Origin of the sequence: Dyadobacter sp. CY351 (genome assembly GCF_021502625.1) — a bacterium.
GTDB lineage: Bacteria > Bacteroidota > Bacteroidia > Cytophagales > Spirosomataceae > Dyadobacter > Dyadobacter chenhuakuii.
Genome location: NZ_JAKFFU010000002.1, coordinates 371,166 through 390,115 on the forward strand (window position 1 = coordinate 371,166; position 18,950 = coordinate 390,115).

The 18,950-nt window shown below is 44.8% G+C and carries 18 protein-coding genes; 10 read left to right on the forward strand and 8 right to left on the reverse strand.

What is annotated here, in order from left to right; genetic code table 11:
- Positions 1–80 precede the first annotated feature (80 nt).
- From rbfA to L0660_RS03620, 3 genes are read left to right on the forward strand one after another with little or no spacing between them, the layout of a single operon-like run.
- Positions 81–464 carry a 30S ribosome-binding factor RbfA gene (gene rbfA / locus L0660_RS03610; protein WP_026632313.1) on the forward strand — a complete coding sequence of 128 codons (384 nt, stop codon included), beginning with the start codon at positions 81–83 and terminating at the stop codon, positions 462–464.
- A 16-nt stretch (positions 465–480) separates the two neighbouring features.
- Positions 481–1,707, forward strand: a complete 1,227-nt coding sequence (locus tag L0660_RS03615; RefSeq protein ID WP_233795602.1) for an FtsX-like permease family protein — start codon at positions 481–483, stop codon at positions 1,705–1,707.
- Complete coding sequence (locus tag L0660_RS03620) at positions 1,599–4,376, forward strand: M1 family metallopeptidase (RefSeq protein WP_235158219.1); 2,778 nt, start codon at positions 1,599–1,601, stop codon at positions 4,374–4,376. The genes L0660_RS03615 and L0660_RS03620 overlap by 109 nt, the downstream gene beginning before the upstream one ends.
- A gap of 39 nt (positions 4,377–4,415) precedes the next feature.
- Here the strand turns inward: L0660_RS03620 and L0660_RS03625 are convergent, their stop codons facing one another.
- The 6 genes from L0660_RS03625 to rplU form a co-directional block, all read right to left on the reverse strand.
- Positions 4,416–5,477 (reverse strand): LacI family DNA-binding transcriptional regulator, encoded by a 1,062-nt coding sequence (locus L0660_RS03625; RefSeq protein WP_026632316.1) that lies wholly within the window; start codon positions 5,475–5,477, stop codon positions 4,416–4,418.
- Positions 5,478–5,920: 443 nt separating this feature from the next.
- On the reverse strand, positions 5,921–6,967 hold the full coding sequence (locus L0660_RS03630; RefSeq protein WP_235158220.1) for a ferredoxin--NADP reductase: 1,047 nt from the start codon (positions 6,965–6,967) through the stop codon (positions 5,921–5,923).
- A 30-nt stretch (positions 6,968–6,997) separates the two neighbouring features.
- Positions 6,998–8,089 (reverse strand): hypothetical protein, encoded by a 1,092-nt coding sequence (locus tag L0660_RS03635; protein WP_235158221.1) that lies wholly within the window; start codon positions 8,087–8,089, stop codon positions 6,998–7,000.
- Positions 8,090–8,169: 80 nt separating this feature from the next.
- Entirely contained in the window at positions 8,170–8,766 is a 597-nt protein-coding gene (locus L0660_RS03640; RefSeq protein WP_026632319.1) for a NifU family protein, read from the reverse strand.
- A 157-nt stretch (positions 8,767–8,923) separates the two neighbouring features.
- A complete protein-coding gene (gene rpmA, locus L0660_RS03645; RefSeq protein WP_233795607.1) occupies positions 8,924–9,217 on the reverse strand; it encodes a 50S ribosomal protein L27 in 294 nt (97 codons plus the stop codon).
- A 42-nt stretch (positions 9,218–9,259) separates the two neighbouring features.
- Entirely contained in the window at positions 9,260–9,571 is a 312-nt protein-coding gene (rplU, locus tag L0660_RS03650; RefSeq protein WP_026632321.1) for a 50S ribosomal protein L21, read from the reverse strand.
- A 268-nt stretch (positions 9,572–9,839) separates the two neighbouring features.
- Here rplU and L0660_RS03655 point away from each other — a divergent pair, with 268 nt between their 5' ends.
- The 6 genes from L0660_RS03655 (at position 9,840) to L0660_RS03680 (ending at position 14,579) form a co-directional block, all read left to right on the forward strand.
- Entirely contained in the window at positions 9,840–10,484 is a 645-nt protein-coding gene (locus L0660_RS03655; protein ID WP_235158222.1) for a thioredoxin family protein, read from the forward strand.
- A 19-nt stretch (positions 10,485–10,503) separates the two neighbouring features.
- The gene (locus tag L0660_RS03660) at positions 10,504–11,412 is read left to right on the forward strand and encodes an SMP-30/gluconolactonase/LRE family protein (protein WP_235158223.1); all 909 of its coding nucleotides are present in this window, start codon (positions 10,504–10,506) and stop codon (positions 11,410–11,412) included.
- Positions 11,413–11,519: 107 nt separating this feature from the next.
- The gene (locus L0660_RS03665; RefSeq protein WP_233795610.1) at positions 11,520–11,894 is read left to right on the forward strand and encodes a diacylglycerol kinase family protein; all 375 of its coding nucleotides are present in this window, start codon (positions 11,520–11,522) and stop codon (positions 11,892–11,894) included.
- Between the two features lie 24 nt (positions 11,895–11,918).
- Complete coding sequence (locus tag L0660_RS26190) at positions 11,919–13,034, forward strand: hypothetical protein (RefSeq protein ID WP_310589621.1); 1,116 nt, start codon at positions 11,919–11,921, stop codon at positions 13,032–13,034.
- A 38-nt stretch (positions 13,035–13,072) separates the two neighbouring features.
- Positions 13,073–13,369 carry a transcriptional regulator gene (locus tag L0660_RS03675; protein WP_235158224.1) on the forward strand — a complete coding sequence of 99 codons (297 nt, stop codon included), beginning with the start codon at positions 13,073–13,075 and terminating at the stop codon, positions 13,367–13,369.
- Between the two features lie 220 nt (positions 13,370–13,589).
- Positions 13,590–14,579 carry a hypothetical protein gene (locus L0660_RS03680; RefSeq protein ID WP_235158225.1) on the forward strand — a complete coding sequence of 330 codons (990 nt, stop codon included), beginning with the start codon at positions 13,590–13,592 and terminating at the stop codon, positions 14,577–14,579.
- Positions 14,580–14,681: 102 nt separating this feature from the next.
- Here the strand turns inward: L0660_RS03680 and L0660_RS03685 are convergent, their stop codons facing one another.
- Positions 14,682–15,182, reverse strand: coding sequence for a DUF2911 domain-containing protein (locus L0660_RS03685; RefSeq protein ID WP_233795612.1), 501 nt, complete (start codon positions 15,180–15,182; stop codon positions 14,682–14,684).
- Positions 15,183–15,362: 180 nt separating this feature from the next.
- Between L0660_RS03685 and recG the strand changes: the two genes are divergently transcribed.
- Positions 15,363–17,483, forward strand: coding sequence for an ATP-dependent DNA helicase RecG (gene recG / locus L0660_RS03690; protein WP_235158226.1), 2,121 nt, complete (start codon positions 15,363–15,365; stop codon positions 17,481–17,483).
- Between the two features lie 4 nt (positions 17,484–17,487).
- Here recG and L0660_RS03695 read toward each other — a convergent pair whose 3' ends face one another.
- The gene (locus L0660_RS03695) at positions 17,488–18,834 is read right to left on the reverse strand and encodes an FGGY-family carbohydrate kinase (RefSeq protein WP_235158227.1); all 1,347 of its coding nucleotides are present in this window, start codon (positions 18,832–18,834) and stop codon (positions 17,488–17,490) included.
- Between the last annotated feature and the right edge of the window lie 116 nt (positions 18,835–18,950).

Consider the following 18,950-nt stretch of genomic DNA (forward strand, 5'->3'; position numbering starts at 1 on the left):
TTATCAGAATAACTTTCACGAAATTACAACTCCGCATTCTACAAAAACAAAATAAGTCCGGATATTTGTACTTTTGAAACATGGAATCTAAAAGACAACAAAAAGTAGGGAGGCAGATTCAGAAGGATCTTGGGGAGATATTTCAAAAGGACGCACATCATTTGACGAATGGCTCTTTTGTTACCATTACAGCCGTGCGTGTCACGCCCGATCTGAGCATTGCAAGAGCATACCTGAGTTTTTTGCCCGATAAAAATAAGTCGATATTACTGGAAACGATTCAGGAAAACACCAAATTCATTCGTCAGAAACTGGGCGAAAGGGTGCGTCACCAGCTTCGGATTGTGCCTCATCTTCAATTCTATATGGACGATACTGCCGAGTATGCAGCCAAAATGGACCTGCTATTCTCGGATATTGTTATTCCACCAGCTCAACCGGACGAGGACGACGAATCCAATTGATTAAAGCTCCTGCCTAATGCATCTTTCGTACAGGATCGCTGTCCGCTATTTTTTTTCCCGGAACAAACGCAGCTTCATCAGCGTCATAGCCCGCATCGCTATGGCTGGTGTAGCAGTTGGAACCATGGCTATGGTCGTCGTGCTTTCTGTTTTCAATGGAATGGAGGACCTGAACCGGAAAATCTTCAAAACCTTCGATGCGGACGTTAAGATCACGCCCGCAGAAGGCAAAAGGTTTAAAACAGATAATGCGTTGATTCAAAAGGTCAGATCCGTTGAAGGCGTCAGGCTGGTTACGCAGGTTGTGGAAGACAACGCGCTTGCCCAGTATGGTAACCAGCAGATCATTGTGCGCCTTAAAGGCGTTGACAGCACATTTCAGCGGCAGGGCCAGCTCGATACGGCGATCATTGAAGGAACATTAAAACTTTATGGCCAGGGCGGCACGCCGTATGGCATCATCGCGGAAGGCGTCAGGAATGCTTTATCCATTTCTTTGGAAGACATTATTACGCCATTACAATTAATGTATCCCAAAACCGGCTCCAAAACATTAAACCTGACCTCTTCAGAAGCATTTAACCACCTTCTGCTGAGGCCCGGCGGCATATTTTTTATAGAGACACGTTACGACGATTACGTGATCGCACCAATCGCATTGGTTGAAAAGCTGATGGGATATGAAGGTGAAAGATCTTCGCTGGAAGTGCAGGTTATGCCAGGTTACAAGGAAGGAAAGGTAAGCAGGAGGATTGCGGATCAATTGGGTGACCGGTTTGTGGTCAGAGACAGGGATTCGCTTAACTCAGACTTGCTTCGTGCGATCCGTCTGGAAAAACTTTTTGTGGCTATAACCTTGTCTTTCATTATTTTAGTAGCTGCGATCAACATTTTCTTTTCGCTCAGCATGCTGGCTATTGAGAAAAAGAAAGACGTTTCCATGCTCTATGCATTAGGCGCCACGCCGGGGTTGATCCGGAGAATTTTTCTTGCAGAAGGAGCAATTGTGGCTCTGTCTGGTGCGCTGGCTGGGCTGGGTGGGGGAATTTTACTATGCGTATTACAATTGAAATATGGATTTGTTTCAATGGGAATGGCAACGTCACTGGTGGATGCCTATCCCGTTAAATTAATATGGGAAGATATACTCTATACGGGCGTTATCGTCGTTATCATAACAATGCTGGTGTCGTATATTCCTGCCAGGAGAGCAGCAGAAGCAGGGAGAATCCTGCCGACCTGATATTTTATTTGAGCAAAAGAACAAAAAATACTAACAAAAACATTTTGACATACATCCACACAATCATCTTGAAAAGAGACGTTACCAGCCACGATAGGGGGCTTTTTTTGGGCCGTTTGATCTTTGTTATCTGCACAGCATTGCTATTGTTCTCCGTTCCTTCACAGGCTGCCGAGGTGGCAGATACGCTGAGAAGAAGGAATCCGGGAACAGTTTCCTCACAGGGTGCTTACCGTCCGGAGCGGCCAAGGAAAAGTGATATTCTTTATACACGCCTTGATGTCGCATTCGACTGGGAAAAACAGCAGGTTCCGGCGTCGGCCGTTCTCATGTTCAAGCCGCATTTTTATCCGCAAAACATACTGGAACTGGATGCTAAGGGCTTTGATATAAAAGGCATCGCCCTCATGGACACGGTCGGAGATTATGGATCATTGTCCACGGAAGAGATTCAGGGAAAAGTCAAGAAAAAGCTGGAATACACTTATGATAAGCGAAAATTGCTGATCAAGCTGGACCAGAGCTACACCAGAAAAGACACCGTTTTTGTTAAAATAGATTACATAGCGCGTCCGAATGACGTTCCGCGTGACAAGCCGGGAGACAGCGCATCAGACAAAGGGCTTTATTTTATCAATGCGGATGGTATGGATGAAGGCAAACCGAAACAGATCTGGACGCAAGGTGAGACCGAAGGAAGCAGCTGCTGGTTTCCTACCATTGACGCACCTAATCAAAAATTTACCCAGGACATTTACATTACTGTAGACAGCACCTATAAAACGTTATCAAATGGTTTGTTAGTTGCTCAGAATGAAGGCAAAAACGGTTTGCGGACCGACCATTGGAAACAAACGCTTCCACATGCGCCTTACCTTACTATGCTGGCCGTGGGTGACTTTGTCGTTGCCAAGGATATGATGCCAAACGGATTGGAACTGAGTTACTACGTTGAGCCAAAATACGGACAGAATGCACACGCAATCTTTGGCCGTACGCCTGAAATGATGGGCTTTTTTGCCAACGTTTTCGGAATAGAATATCCCTGGGAAAAATACGCACAGATTGCCGTAAGGGACTTTGTGGCGGGCGCAATGGAAAATACAACCGCAACGGTTCATGAAGAAGGCGTTCAAAATGACGCCCGGTCGCTTGTGGACGGAAACTCGGACGCTGTTATTGCCCATGAATTGGCGCATCACTGGTTTGGGGATTATGTTACCGCCGAAGAGTGGGGGCAACTTCCTTTGAATGAGTCATTTGCAAATTACTCCGAATATCTTTGGAGTGAGTATAACAACGGAAAGTACGAAGCAGACTGGCAGAACTTGCAGGAAATGAAAGCATATCTGGCTGAATCCGAAACAAAGCAAGTGCCGATGATCCGCTATTTTTATAAGGATCGTGAAAATATGTTCGACAGCCATTCCTACGCCAAAGGTGGCCGTATCCTGCATATGTTGCGCAACTATGTAGGCGATGATGCTTTTTTTGCTTCCCTTCAGCAGTATTTGAAAAGCCACGCATTCGGGACCGCTGAGATAGATGATCTGAGAATGTCTTTCGAAAAAGTTACGGGAGAAGATCTGAACTGGTTTTTTGACCAATGGTTTCATAAGCCGGGGCACCCAAACATTAAAATCCAGCAGGAATACGCGGCGGCAACGGGAAAGGTTCTTTTGAAATTAAAACAAACCCAGGACACGCTGGCCACAACGGTTTACAGACTTCCGCTGAAAGTGGATGTCTGGGTCAATGGTAAGAAAAGCCAGTATAATGTGCTAGTCGACAAGGTAAACCAAACACTCGAATTCCCAGCTGCTAAAAAGCCTGATCTGGTTGTTTTCGATGCGGAAGCGCAGTTGCTCGGCGTTGTGGAGCATGAAAAGAACAGACGCGAGATGGAGTTCCAATACACGCATAGCGACCGGTTTTTACATAAATATGAAGCGCTGGCTTCGTTGGAAGGAAACCTTACTGACACATTAGCAAGGGCAATTCTGGTAAAAGCGATGACGGATCCTTTCTGGAAATTCCGTCAGATGGCGATCAGTAATTTCTCGGAATATGACGGGGACGGTTTTGCTGACATTGAGAAGGTGATCCAGAGCGCTGCAAGGCAGGACGCACATCCGCAAGTGCGTTCGGAAGCGATGATCACACTGGCTTCTTTCGGTGATAACAACAGCGATTCGATTTTCAGGGAAGCATTGAGTGACAGCTCTTACCAGGTCGTTTCGGTGGCGATAGAAAAATATCTGATGGCGCAACCGACCGATGCGAATGAAATAGCGGCACAATTTGAAAACAGTCCCAATGATGCCATTGTCACGTCGGTTGGTAACTATTACGCAGGACTCGCCCAGCCGGAGCGGTTCGACTGGTTTTTAGAAAAGATGAAGGCAATGAAGCCTACTGAGAAGTATAATTTCTTGCAGGTTTTTGGAAAGTATCTGATCAAATCCAAGCAGGATGTGCAGCGCAAAAGCATTCCGGTTCTGGAAGGGCTGGCGCGCGAAAACCCTTCTTATTTCGTCAGATTTGGCGCATTCCAGGCTTTGGGCTTACTAACAGACATTCAAGGTGTAGCGGCTTTGCGCAAGGATATCCGAGCCAAAGAAACCGAACCCAAGCTGAAAGAGATGTACAGCCAGTTCGGCGATTTGTAAGCAGCATGACTATGCAAAACCCTGCGGATCCGAGAAACCTTATTGGGGATCCAGGTAATAATCCAGGTTTTCCTTGGTGATAATGTCCAGCGGCAGGAATTTGATAGGCTGAATGTCCTTTTTAAACACAAGGAAGTTGGCCAGCTGATGAATTCCCCAGTAACCTTGTCCAAGCGGATTTTGGTTGATCAGAAAGTTAATGATCTCTTTTTCCAGGAAGTTGAGGTTCGGCTTTAACAAGTCATAACCCACCAGTTTAATGTGCTTTAAAGCCTTTTTTTCCAGGTAGGAAGCCACTTCGAATGCTTTGGAATTGGTGACATAAACGGCCTTCAGTTCAGGTTCATCTGTAAGGATCGCATCCAGCTGGTCATCGAGCGTTTCTCCATCCGGGAAATTGATCTCCTTGCTGATCACCTTGTAAGCAGCGTCGTCACTGGCCTTGAAATAATCGCGGAATCCAGCCTCTTTTGTAATCAAATGGGCAGAGTTCGAAATGTCTTCATTCACGTGCGCCACCAAAACGGTCCCAGGCGACTGCAAGCCGAAACTCAGGATTTTTGCCGCCAGCGAGCCACTTCTATATGAGTCCTGTCCAATGTAGCAAAGCGGGTTAACATGCTCAATCTGCGTATTAAAAAGCACATAAGGAATATTCAGATTCGCCCATTCTTCGAAAAAAGGCAATGCTTCTTTGTAAAAAACCGGTGCGATCAAAAGTCCGTCGGGATGCTCTTTGGAAACTTCCTTAGCCTTTGCGATAAATGACTGTTCCTCATGCGAATTGAAAATGAACAGGGTAATGTATACGCCATATTGCCGTAATTCTTTTTCCGCCTTTTCAAGCCCGATTTTCGGTGCTTCCCAGTACGAATCCGCATCTGGGTCGGGGATAAGGACGGCCAAATTGTAAGTCTTCTGGGATTTTAGTGATTGTGCTATGAAATTCGGCTCATAGTTAAGCTCTTTGATAATGCTCAAAATACGCTCACGCACATCATCGGCAACCCTGCCTCGGTTGTGCAATACACGGTCTACGGTTCCTTTTGACGTTTGGGCCTTTTCTGCTATGTCTTTTATTCTGACGATTCTCTTTTTCACTTTCTTGGGGTGTCTGTATCCATCACTTTCGGTTGCCAGGACGAATATCAAATTTTTATTTGAAGGATAAATAGTTTAGAACAAACTAATGTATCCAGCACAATACTTTTCAAATTTTATTTATAATAAATTTGAGATTGTCCTGAATAGAGTTTAGTTTTACGCAGTGCAAATGCATTTACATCTGCGCTTTCGGGTACGATCCCGAGAACACATTTTGCGTGTGTGCTCGAACACTTTTTCGATTTTTAATTGGATTAACCATTTTTACAATTAATTTTGTCAGGAAGATCTCAAATAAAATAATATTCTACGTTCCTCGTCCTTAACACTTGAAAGAACCTAACCTTTAACCTTTTCCAGAATTACCCATTTTTCTGCTAATCCTAAATCCATAATAAAGCGTACGAAATCACATTCGTACGCTTTTTGCTTGAAATGGTTTAGATAATGTCAATTGAAACATCTGCGGAATCCACATAAGCTGAGCAAGTTAGGACCCATCCTTGCTCCAAATCACGGTCTGTGAGCACTTCGTTCACACTCATATGCAGCTTTCCGGACCTGCATATCCCGGCACAAGTCGAACATCTTCCGCCTTTGCAGCTGTAAGGCAGCTTAATATTCGCCGCCAGGGCCGCATCCAGTACGGTGGTATGGGCAGGAACAAAAAGATCATGCGCCTCACCCCGAAAATTGAGTTTGATCACATGCGGGTAGGAGACAGGCGGGGGCGGTGGTACAGCAGGAATTATGAAATTCTCCTTCCTGATCTGTAAAGACGAAAAGCCCATGAAATGCAATGTTATTTCCACCGAGCGCATCAGCTCATAAGGGCCGCAAATGAAGAAACGTGCGTTCCTGGGCTGGAAACGCAATGATTTGCTGACCAGCTGTTCGAGCCTGGTGTTGTTAATTCGCCCGCGCAGCCCATTCCAGTCGTCCAGCGGCTGACTGTGAATGTGGACGACATTCAGCCGTTCCGGAAATTTTTCCTGCCATTGCCGGATCTGGTCATGAAACAGCGCATGCCGCACGTTCCTGCTGGCATATAGCAATGTAATGTTGCTTTCCTTTTCCTGGACCAGGGCTTGTTTTAAAATAGAAAAAAGTGGTGTGATGCCACTTCCAGCTGCTATGAGCACAATGTCGCGCGGCGTTCCGAAGGACTCTTCCAATACAAACCTGCCCGAAGCCGGCAATACATTAAACTGGTCGCCCACTTTAACCGTATCAATCCAGAAGCGCGATACTTCACCATTGGGAACGCGCTTCACAGTTATGGCCGGGTCTTCATCCACATCAGGCGCAGAACTCATTGAATACGAACGCCTGGTTTCTTGCCCGTGCATGGGAATCAGGAATGTAAGGAACTGGCCGGCTTTGTAGGTGAATGGCTGCTTGTTCGTTCTTTCAAAAACGAATGTCTTTGTATCGGTTGCTTCCTGGATAATGTGTTTTACCTGCAAAGAAATCGTGGCTTCGGACATTGCGTTATTCGTCGGTTATGGAATGAAAGTTTAACGCATATTTTGTGCGGTGTTGTTCCAAAGTGTCTCATATTCTGCGAGAAGTGTCCAGCAATGGGCTTCGCAGATCCAATGCATATGAAATAACGGATTGATAGCGAGCTTGTAAAGGATCGGGTGCTCGTACGCGGTAAGGAGGCCGGCTATAAAGAAAAAGAAGCCGTTAAAATCGGTTTTGGTAAAATTTTCAATGCCAATGCGCTCGGTTTTTACACCAAGCCGGATGAGCGAAGAAGAGATGATCACCTTGTCCATCGGGTGATTGGTGGTTTTTAAAATTCGCTGTGCATCGGCAATAAATTTGCTCTTAACCGGCTGCAGCGCAGGCGGATCAAAGGCCGCTATCAGTCGCGCGACGTGGTAAATAATCAGCGGCGTCCGCGGATACTGATGCGCGCAGCGGAACGGCATAGTAATGTATCGATCGGTTTCTATAACCGAGCGGATGTAATGCAAGCTATCTTCATCATGCTCATTCAGAGGCAGATCGTATTGGAGAATGCAATACATTAAATTACTGAGGACGCAAACGTCAAATTCCACATACATGTTTTTGCCAAACCATGTGGAGTAGGCTTTTAGGCTTTTATATTCCTCAAATGTATTGCGAACGCTTAACTTCGTTCCGTTGGCGTGCAGTTTGAGTTTCTCTTTCAGCCAGGCTAGTTCATTAGCTGTAGGGCTGGTTGTGAGGTAAATGAATGCTGTATCATCCACATCGTCAGGAATACGGAAATGTTCAAAACGATGAAAAATGTGGCCATTCGGGAAGTGTCGTGACGGCCTGGTTTTCCAGAAGTTGTAAGTTTTGAGGCCGTCTTTGTTCTGGAAATCTGGGTAATTTTTGATTACATTCTTACAGATCCGTTCGATGGTTTTTTGCAGTTCCGGGTCGGCATATTTCGCAATGGATTGTAATGTGAAGCAAGAGATCGCGGAAAAGAAGATGGTCGTATCCGGCCGGTGGTAACCTATCAGTTTATTCTCCCTGTGCGCGGGAAATATCCCGTCAGGAAAATAGCGGGTGCCATTGGATTGCAGACTTTCAATTTGATCCAAAAATTTTTGCAGCGTTTGCTTCATACGCCGAAACTAGTGAAACGGCACAAAAAAAGAAACCCTGCCAGTGAATGACAGGGTTTCTATATATGGGTTTCACGTTCTTAAACGCCTTCGGCAACCACTTCCTTCACATCCGGAACCATACGCGTAAGCAGGTTTTCAATGCCCGCTTTCAATGTCAGGGTAGAAGAAGGGCAGCCGCTGCAGGATCCTTGTAACAACACCTTCACAACACCCGAATCCTCATTAAACGAATGGAAATTAATAGCGCCGCCATCCGATTCCACAGCCGGACGAACATACTGATCCAATGCTGCCTTGATTTTCTGCACTGTGTCAGAATCCCTTTCATCGACGATCAATGTATTTTTATCAATTGTCTGTTGTTCAAAAACGGGATGGTTTTCTTCGAAATATATCTTGATAAACTGCTTTGTATCACGCAGAACCTCTTCCCATGCTATGGCATCGTCCTTGGTGATCGTGACAAAATTGCTGGCGATAAAAACTCTTTTTACATGCGGAAACTGAAAGAGATCAGACGCTAGTGGTGAAGCTTTTCCTTCTTCCAGAGCTGCTTCCAATGAAGGATAGTCAAACGAAAGTCCATCGGGCACCAGCTCAAAGTTGAGCACAAACTTCATCGAGTTAGGGTTCGGACTTAATTCTGTATATACAAAAACCGGGCGTGTTAGCATTGGCTTGGTAAGTATGTTTTAAACGGGTAAATGACTTTGTGTAGGTTAAACAAGCAAATCGGGGTTTTGGTTTGATGCCTTCCTTTAAACATAAAAAAACCCAAAGGACTAAATATCCTTCGGGTTCTTTCAATGCCAGATTCTTGACCTTTGCTGACTATGCTTCTGCTGTAACAGGAGCCTCAGTTGCTGCAACAGCAAGCGGTTCAATGTGAACGTATGACTTGTTTTGACGCGTCTTACGGAAAACTACATTACCTTCAACCAATGCAAATAAAGTATGGTCACGGCCGATGCCTACATTGTTACCAGGATTGTGCTTGGTTCCACGCTGACGAACCAGGATATTTCCTGCTTTGGCAACCTGGCCACCGAATAATTTTACTCCCAGACGCTTGCTTTCCGATTCACGTCCGTTTCTCGAGCTACCTACACCTTTCTTATGTGCCATGATATCTTAACTATTAATTATAATTTCTTTATTTAAAACTGATTAAGCTACGATCTCGTCAATGCTGATCTTCGTCAGATACTGACGGTGACCATTCTTAACTTTGTAACCTTTACGTCTTTTCTTTTTGAAGACGATCACTTTTTCACCTTTAAGGTGTTCAAGGACAGTTGCCTTAACAGAAGCGCCTGCAACTGTTGGAAGACCTACCTGTACTGTGCCTGCGGTGTCAACCAGAAGGACTTTGTCAAACACAAGAGCAGCGTTCACGTCACCTTCAAGCCTATGCGTGAAGATTTCGAGACCCTTTTCAACCTTAAATTGCTGACCTGCGATTTCTACGATTGCGTACATGTTAATAAATTATGTAAAACTGATTTCTAAAATGAGGTGCAAAGATAGACACTTGCGTACAGAATTACAATGCATTAACGCAAATGTTACCTGATTTCCCGGCAAATATTTCAGTGCGTATAGTTAAAGTTTGACAAACCGTTACCTTTATATGATTACCAGCCTTCATGGCGTTGAATCGTTGAATTAACAAAACTTAACAATCCGATCTGTTACTTTATTCCATATTTTGTGTCTTAATGATAGCATGCGTATAAAAAACAGGAAAATGAAAATTTGGTTATGGGTTGCAATGTTTTTAGGTGTAGGATTTGCGTCCGATGCAAATGCATCTGAGGAAAAAATCGCACTCATTGAAGTGAAACAATCCGCTGGCTATCAGGTAGGCGACGCGGCAGCAAGCTTCCGATTGAAAAATACGGACGGCAACATGGTTTCGCTGAGTGATTTCAATAATGCTAAGGGCGTCATTGTGATTTTTACAAGCAACCATTGCCCTTTTGCCAAAGCTTACGAAGACCGGATTATTGCATTGAACAATAAGTTTGCCGCACAGGGCTTTCCTGTCATCGCCATTAACCCGAGCGATCCCGGAACGCATCAGGACGATACATTTGAGAAAATGAAAGAGCGTGCAGCCTCGAAAGGATATGGTTATCCTTACCTGGTGGATGAATCGCAGCAGGTTGCCAAAGCGTTTGGTGCAGGGCGCACGCCGCAGGTTTATATTTTACAAAAAAACGGCTCCAAATTCACGGTTCGTTACATTGGTATGATCGACGATAATCCGCAGGACCCTGCCGGGGTTACCAAGTTATATGCGGATGAAGCGGTTAGCAATCTTTTGACCGGAAAACCCGTCGTTACGACCATTACCAAGCCGGTTGGTTGCGCGATCAAATGGAAAAATTAGTGCCTTGAAATTCTTGATCATGAATAAATTTTTGCTCCTCCTGATTTCCTGCACCGTTTTTGCTCAGACATCTTTTGCACAAACGAAAAGCAAAAAATTCTCCAACGAAGGTGAATTCACAAGCAACTGTGAAGGCCCCGCGGTTGACAGTGAAGGAAACGTATATGCAGTGAATTTCGCCCGTGACGGGACAGTTGCTATTATGAGTAAAAAAGGAAGTGCAAGCTTTTTCGTAACCCTTCCCAAGGGCAGCACAGGCAACGGCATCCGGTTTGCGGATAAAAACACTTTTTTCGTAGCAGATTTTACAGGGCATAATGTGCTGAAAGTCAACCTGCTCACAAAGGACATTTCGGTCTTTGCCAACGAACCGAAAATGAACCAGCCCAATGACCTTGCTATCACCGCAAAAGGTCACATTTTTTGTTCCGACCCGAACTGGAAAGAGGGGACGGGCCAGATCTGGCACGTTTCACCCGAAGGCAAAACGCGGTTGGTAGCCGAAAATATGGGGACTACCAACGGAATAGACGTCAGCCCGGATGAAAAGAAGTTGTATGTGAACGAAAGTGTGCAAAGGAATGTGTGGGTTTTCGACCTGGCACCAGATGGATCTTTATCTAACAAAAAGCTCCTTCACAAGTTTGAAGACGGCGGAATGGACGGCATGCGCTGCGACATTGAAGGCAATCTTTACATTGCAAGGCATGGAAAAGGCGAAGTTGCCGTGCTATCTCCCGAAGGCAAAGTAATCCAGACCATTACCACCATTGGTAAGAAGGTTTCCAACATTTGCTTCGGCGGTAAAAATGGCAAAACATGCTACATTACCCTGCAAGACCGTGGCTGCCTGGAAACTTTCAAAGCAAACACAGCGGGAAGGGAATGGGCGATGATGAAGGCTTTTGAGGAGGTTAATAAGAAATAATCGAGCTTATTTTTGCAAAAGGGAAGGCACAAAACACGCATTGACGTTTTCGTTCGTGCTGATGTTGTTGTACTTTGCGTTCCATATTTTCGCAGAAATCAAACAAAATGAACGGACCCATAGATTTTCTTAAAGCCGCACGCAGTTTTCGCTTCGCGGGTGTGGGGATTTACAATCTATTTCGCTACGAGAACAATGCACGCATCCATTTAATGGCCTGCATACTGGTTTTAGTAGCCGGTGTGTTTTTCGATATTTCGTCCGTCGAATGGACCATTATTATCATTCAAATTGCGCTGGTGCTGGCTGCTGAGGCGTTTAACACGTCGATTGAAAAATTGGCAGACCTCGTTATGCCTGATTATCACCCTGTTATTAAGGTTGTAAAAGACACGGCTGCTGCGGCGGTCCTGCTTCTGGCTATCTCCGCGGTGCTGGTCGGCCTGATTATTTTTGTCCCGAAATTTTTGCTCCTTTTTTGATTTAACGCTTTTACAATCTGTTCTATGAATACGAACGAGGACTCTCTGCACACCCTGAATGAGATCCGCAACCTGATGGAGCGGTCATCAAAGTTCTTGTCGCTAAGCGGGTTAAGCGGTGTGTTTATTGGTGTTTTTGCGCTGATCGGGGCCGGGGTAGGCTATGTGAAATTCAAAACCGATTGGCTCGTTGCCGTCGCGTCACCGGCTGCACCTTACGGCGATAACAGCCAGCAAGATGTTGCCCGCTTTTTGATTGCCGATGGCATTTGTGTCCTGATCCTGTCGCTGGCTGCCGGCGTTATTTTGACTGTACGTAAAGGCAGAAAAAGAGGGTTAACTGTCTGGAATGGCAGTTCTAAAAGATTGTTGATCGGCATGCTTGTACCACTTTTAACAGGTGGGATCTTTTGCCTGGCCATGCTACTTTACCATCGCATGTTATGGATCGTATTTCCGGCAACATTGATTTTTTACGGCATTGCACTGGTTAATGCGAGCAAATTCACTTACCCGGAGCTCTTTTACATGGGCATCTGCGAAATCGCACTCGGCAGCCTTACGCTTTTCATGACCAACTATTCCCTGCTTTTTTGGGCGCTGGGATTTGGCGTACTTCACATTATTTATGGCCTTACAATGTATAACCGTTACGAAAGGGAAAAGTTAAGCAGCAACAAAACGGTTGCCAATGGCCTCATCTGCGTGGCGTTATTGTTGTTTTCCTTTGTTAGCAACGGCCAGTCTGTTTCCGACAGCGCCGTGGTAATGGCTAAAAAATGGTATGATAAGGAGACCATTTATCTGCAAAGCGGAAATAGTTTTGTGAAAAACAATGTATTGTACAGAGGACAAAGGGCGCTTAAACAGGAGTTTATCATCTCACAAGGCGGGCTTCAACTTTACAAAAGCTCCCGCCGGACAAGAAACATTGCTTATGTTTTATCCCTGGCAGGCGTCATAGGGTCGGTGAACTCGCTTGTTTCGGGAAATAGAAATAATGTGAAAACCTTTTTTTGGATATCATTAGGCACCGGATTTGTTTCGACGCTGCTGACAACGCGTGCAAACAATCAGCGTGACCAGGCAGTTTGGCTTCGAAACCGGGATGCAATGCTGTTTATGGAGCTTAACAGATAAAATTTGTCGCCAAGAATGGGGCCTTAGGCCCGTAACAAATGGAGTGGTTAGAGAAGTTTAATAAAGTTTTTGAGAGTAAAATTAGGCTTGGGCTGATGTCTGTGCTTGTGGTGAATGATTCGCTCAGTTTCAATGAATTAAAAGAACTTTTGCAGCTAACGGACGGCAATCTCGCCTCACATTTGAAAGCATTGGAAGAAACAAAATACATTGAATTCCAGAAGCAGTTCCTGGGCAGGAAGCCCCTGACAACCTATAAAGCCACAGAAGCAGGGCAAAAAGCATTTACGGATCATTTACAGGTACTAGAAAATATGATTAAGGGGAATTTGTAGCAATACTATTTATTATCCTCTATTACCGTTCGTTTTCTAAAAGTCACCGATGGGAAAACGGATTTAGATTGCATAGCAAAAATGTATTTCTTGGGAACTGTGACAGGGTGTCATCTCTGAGTTTTCCTTTTTCAACATTGCTATGTTAACTTGTAAATCCATCATGTATTATGCCTGTCTTTCGGTTTGCTTTTACTCTTGCAAGCAGGAACTTTCAGAAATGAAAGTTCCGAGATTTGACAAGCAAGCAGATTCGGTCTCTGTGGCCAACAGTACAGAGGAATCCGTCACCACGGATTCCTTGAGCGTCTTTATTGCCGGAGCGATCAATGTCGCTAATAATAAATGGAATGCTTGCTATTGGAAAAATGACACATTACATAACCTAGATCAGAAGCATTCAATAGCATATGATTTGTCGAAGCACGATAGCAAGATAATCGTTGCTGGTGAACATGAAGGAAAACCTTGCTACTGGGAAGATGGAAATCTCAATGTAATTGATAACAAAAGAAATGGCAAAGTCCAAGCCATTGGGTCGTACAACGGCAAGTTATATCTTGTTGGGTCAGTGTATGAAGATAACGATAATTTCAGGGCATTTGTTTGGAAGGACGGCGTGATGACGTTCCTAAATAACCATAAGGGTTATGCAAGCGACATTTCGTTTCGCGGAAATGATATTTTTATCTCCGGAATGGATTCAGAAAAGCCCTGCTTTTGGAAAAATGGAGAGAGGACATTCTTATCAGATAAATTTGGCCACGGGTATGGAATTGAGACTACGGCTTTTGATGTATATGTCGTTGGAGAATACCGCCCTACCAATGGTGGGTACTTTTTAGCTGGTTATTGGAAGAATGGCATCTTTATTTCACCGACGGGGAATACTGCATATATACTCAATTTCGGTGTTAGGGAAAATGTGGTTTATCTACTAGGAAGTAAATACCTAGGTGGTGAAGATGAAAAAGCAGTTGTCATTCGGGGTAGTGAGACTACAATCCTAGATGGAGGGCATTCATTATCGCAAGCTAACGACATCGCTTTCAACGGAAGAGATGAATATGTGCTGGGATCGAGGAATCATCTTGTTGGCAAAGAAAATTATTCTAATGTTTGCTATTGGATTAATAATAAGCAGCGTGTATTGAAGACACCATATCAGTCTCAGGGTTCTGCGATATTTTTGGAAAAACTGTTAAATTAAACTCAGCTATTCCCTTGTATTCTTATCTGCAAGGAATGAATAATAAAGATCGGGCAACTTTCCATTGAAAGTTGCCCGATCTTTATTTAGGCCTATAAAACATTAAAACTTCAAAGGAACAGAAAACCCTGACTTATCCCATTGAAAATCAAGCGAGGTTGCGCTTACTTTGAAGGTGAGTTTTTCTTCTGATGTAGGATATGTTTTGCTTGGTACAGTCACTTTCAAAACATCTTTGTCTTTATTTTTTTCGTAGTCGTAAGCACCAGACTGGCCCAGAACGCTGTTAAGGATAACAGACCATTCTTTTTCTCCCGGAATTGTGAACAAGCTGTAAGTGCCTGCTTTCACAGCTTTGCCGGCAAACATGCCGTCTTTTTTGAAAGTGATTTCAGTAGAAGCATTTGCGCCGGTTCTCCATACTTTGCCATATTTTTCCAAGCTTTCACTTCCCTCTTTTCCAAAAAGGACCCTTCCTTTTTTCGAAGGCTGGCCGTAAGCAATGCTGACATTAGGGCCGTCGGTTGTCACTCTCGGACTTTGTGCAGCTGCCCATGTCAATGAAACTAATGTCAGGAAAAGCGTTAAAAATGTGGTTTTCATAAATGATTAAAATTGATTTTAGGTGGATAAAAATTAATAATCCAACGAAATACGCCATTCAAAAGTTGTGAACCAAACCACGTAGTGCAAAAACTGTTGCGAAACGGGCACATTAACTTTGATTAACATATCCGAAAGCCCTGATCTTTGTTTTTTACGAATTCGCGCTATATTTGAATAATGACTTCTGATGCAAACCAAACAGTAAGAACACGCTTCTTTGATACAAAAATCGAGTTTTTGAAAGGTGTAGGTCCGCAAAAAGCGGCTCTCCTGAATCAGGAACTGGGCATTTTTACGTTTGGTGACCTCATCCAACATTATCCCTTCCGACATGAGGACAGAACCGTTTTTCATCAGATTAAAAACCTGAATGATCAGCTTCCGGCTGCGCAGATCAAGGGCAGGCTCCGCGAGTGGACCCTCACCGGCGAAGGAAACAAAAAGCGGCTCGTGGCATACTTTACGGATGGCACAGGGATACTGGAACTCGTTTGGTTTCAAAGCATTGCCTGGTACGAAAAAAATCTTCGCCCGAATACAGAATATATTGTTTTTGGAAAACCCGTTGCATTTGGCGGCAGATGGAGCATCACTCATCCGGAGCTCGACCTGATCACGCCGGAAAACGAAAGTGGCGGTTTTTGGCAGCCCATTTATCCGCTTACCGAAAAGCTTCGAAGGAAATTCGTCGACAGCCGGACGATAAGCCGGATGATGAAATCGCTGCTGGAAGTTTCCAGGTCGCACATCCGTGAAACGCTTCCCGAAACGCTCGTTCAGAAATACAGATTGGTCTCGAAGGCTGATGCACTTTGGAACTTTCACCTGCCGCAAAATGCACAGTGGCTGCATCAGGCCCAGAGGAGACTGAAATTTGAGGAGCTTTTTTACAATCAATTTCGGTTGATCAAAAACAAGCTGCTGCATAAAACGGAATATCCCGGGATGATTTTCGGCCATACTAATCTGGTAAAGCAGTTTTACGAGAATCATTTGCCCTTTACATTAACCAATGCACAGATCCGGGTTCTCTCAGAAATTCATGAGGACCTGAAAACCGGCAGGCAAATGAACCGCCTTTTGCAGGGCGATGTGGGTTCCGGTAAGACCATTGTCGCATTCATTTCCATGCTTTTCGCGCTGGATAATGATGCTCAGGCGTGCTTAATGGCCCCGACGGAAATCCTGGCAGATCAGCATTATCAGGGTTTAAAGAAATTCGCTGACGCGCTAGGCGTCAACATTTGCAAGCTTACGGGATCCACCAAAAAGAAGGAAAGGGAGCTTATCCACAAGCAATTGCTGGACGGCTCGATGCACATTATTGTAGGTACGCACGCCCTTATAGAAGACATTGTGCAATTCAAGAACCTGGGATTGTGCATTATCGACGAGCAGCACCGTTTCGGCGTGGCACAGCGTGCGAAGTTATGGGCTAAGAACAGCCGCATTAACCCGCATATGCTTGTTATGACCGCAACGCCCATTCCCCGGACATTGGCAATGACATTGTACGGCGATCTTGATATTTCAGCCATTAATGAGCTCCCGGCGGGCAGGAAACCGATCAAGACCGTTCACCGCTATGATGCGCACCGGTTATCTGTTTTTGGTTTTCTGAAAGATGAAATTGCAAAAGGAAGGCAGATCTATATGGTTTATCCATTGATTGAAGAATCCGAAAAAATGGATTTGAAAGACCTTATGGATGGTTATGAAAGCGTTTCAAGGGCATTTCCCGACGTGCCGCTCAGCATTCTGCACGGGAAGATGAAATCCGCCGATAAAGATTATGAAATGGCGCGGTTTGTGCGTGGGGAAACAAAGATCATGGTCGCGACGACGGTGATTGAGGTTGGCGTTAATGTGCCCAATGCATCCGTAATGGTCATTGAGAATGCGGAAAGATTTGGATTATCCCAATTGCACCAGTTACGCGGCAGGGTAGGAAGGGGTGCTGAACAGTCCTATTGCATTCTGATCACCGATTATAAAATCAGCAAGGAAACCAAGCTGCGCATTGAAACAATGTGCAGGACAAATGATGGTTTTGAAATTGCGGAAGTGGATCTTCAATTACGCGGACCGGGCGACTTGTCCGGGACGCAGCAGAGCGGGCTTCTGGATCTTTTGGTTGCCAACCTGGCCCAGGACGGGGAAATTTTGAAGGCAGCGAGAATATCAGCAGAGGAAATCCTGAATGCAGATCCTGACCTGCTCCAACCTGTAAACCAACCCATTCGCGCGCATATTGAGCATATGGGCAAGGAGGCGACCAATTGGAGCAGGATCAGTTAGTGAGTCATTGTGCTTCTATCTCGTAAATTTCTTTTGAAAAATCGAATGTCTGTGGCCTTGTCACGTGCAATGCAGCGCCTAAGGACGTTGCATAAGGAAGGTCCGTCGCGTAAACGGTGTGATTCGGGTAATTGCGCGCGATAAGCTTCGTGAAAATCTCATTTCTTGCAAAACCCCCGTCAATATAGATGGCCTGTACATCATTGATCCCGATCAGATCGAGTGATTTGAACAGCAATTCTGTAAGTCCTTTGATCAAATGATGATAGGCGCTTTCAGCTGAAGCAAATGCGCTGATCTGCCAGTCTTGTGGGCTTGGCTCAGGTGAAGGCCCGTTTCCGACCATGCAAGCGGTATAAAAAGGAGGCGTATCTTGTTTCAAGATTGCTTCATCAAAGGCAACAGTTTTGTAAAAATCCGGCTCTACGCGGAAATATTCGGCAATGCGCGCAACCTGATAATCGTGCTCCCTGCCCAAGAACAATCGAGATGCTGTCACTCCGCTGCCCTCGGGCGTCAGGTAGTTCATGCAATCGCGTTCGAGCTGATAGGAAGTCATCGGCTTGGAAGCGAATGAATTGAAATTAATACACCAGGTTCCGGTTGACAGCAACACAAATGGCTTCTTAACAGCCATGCGGTAAGGAATCAACGCAGAAGAACTATCATGCAATCCAAATCCCGACTGAATGCCTTTGTCATTATGCCTGTATATAAATGAAGAGGACGCCAAAACGGGCGCGAGCTTTTTGTGAATTCCTTCTTCTTTCACCCACTCGTGGTAATCCCACATTTCGAAACTCCAGAGTGCTGTATGACAGCCTAATGAAGTGTAATCGCTCACTTTACGGCCTGTGAGCAGATAGAGAATGTATTGTGGTAAATGTAATGTTGAAGCGATCTGCTTGTAAATGTCGGGGTAAGTGTATTTGAGCCAGTAGAGCTGCATGCCCGAATTTAACATGCCCATCGCCGGAGAACCCGTTTGCAGGGAAAGCCGCGTCGGGTCGCCGTATTTGCTGTAAAATTGCTTTAAAAGATCCTCAGGAAAAGGCTTTAAATACGAATATAATGGCGTAAGCGGCTTATTAGAAGCATCCAGATGCACCAGACTGGCACCATATGCGGCGACGTTTACTGCCTTGATATCATATCTCGGATCTTCGAGTAAAGCTGTCCAGCGATCCTGCACCCACTTGGTTAGCAGTTCAATATCCTCGGTCGGGAACCCGTCTTCGTCCGTTGTCTCCCGAAGTGACTCTGAAAATTCATCTATAATCTGATACTTTTCATCAAAAAGTACATACTTCTTATTGGTCCTGCCAATGTCAAAAACCGCTGTTACTTTCATTATTTGAATGCGATATCACTTTTTTACCCGGAAATGTATTTTTCGGTTAATATAGTGACTTTACGTTAAAACCAATACCCTTACTGTTCTTTTAAAATCTTTGGATTTAGCTGCCA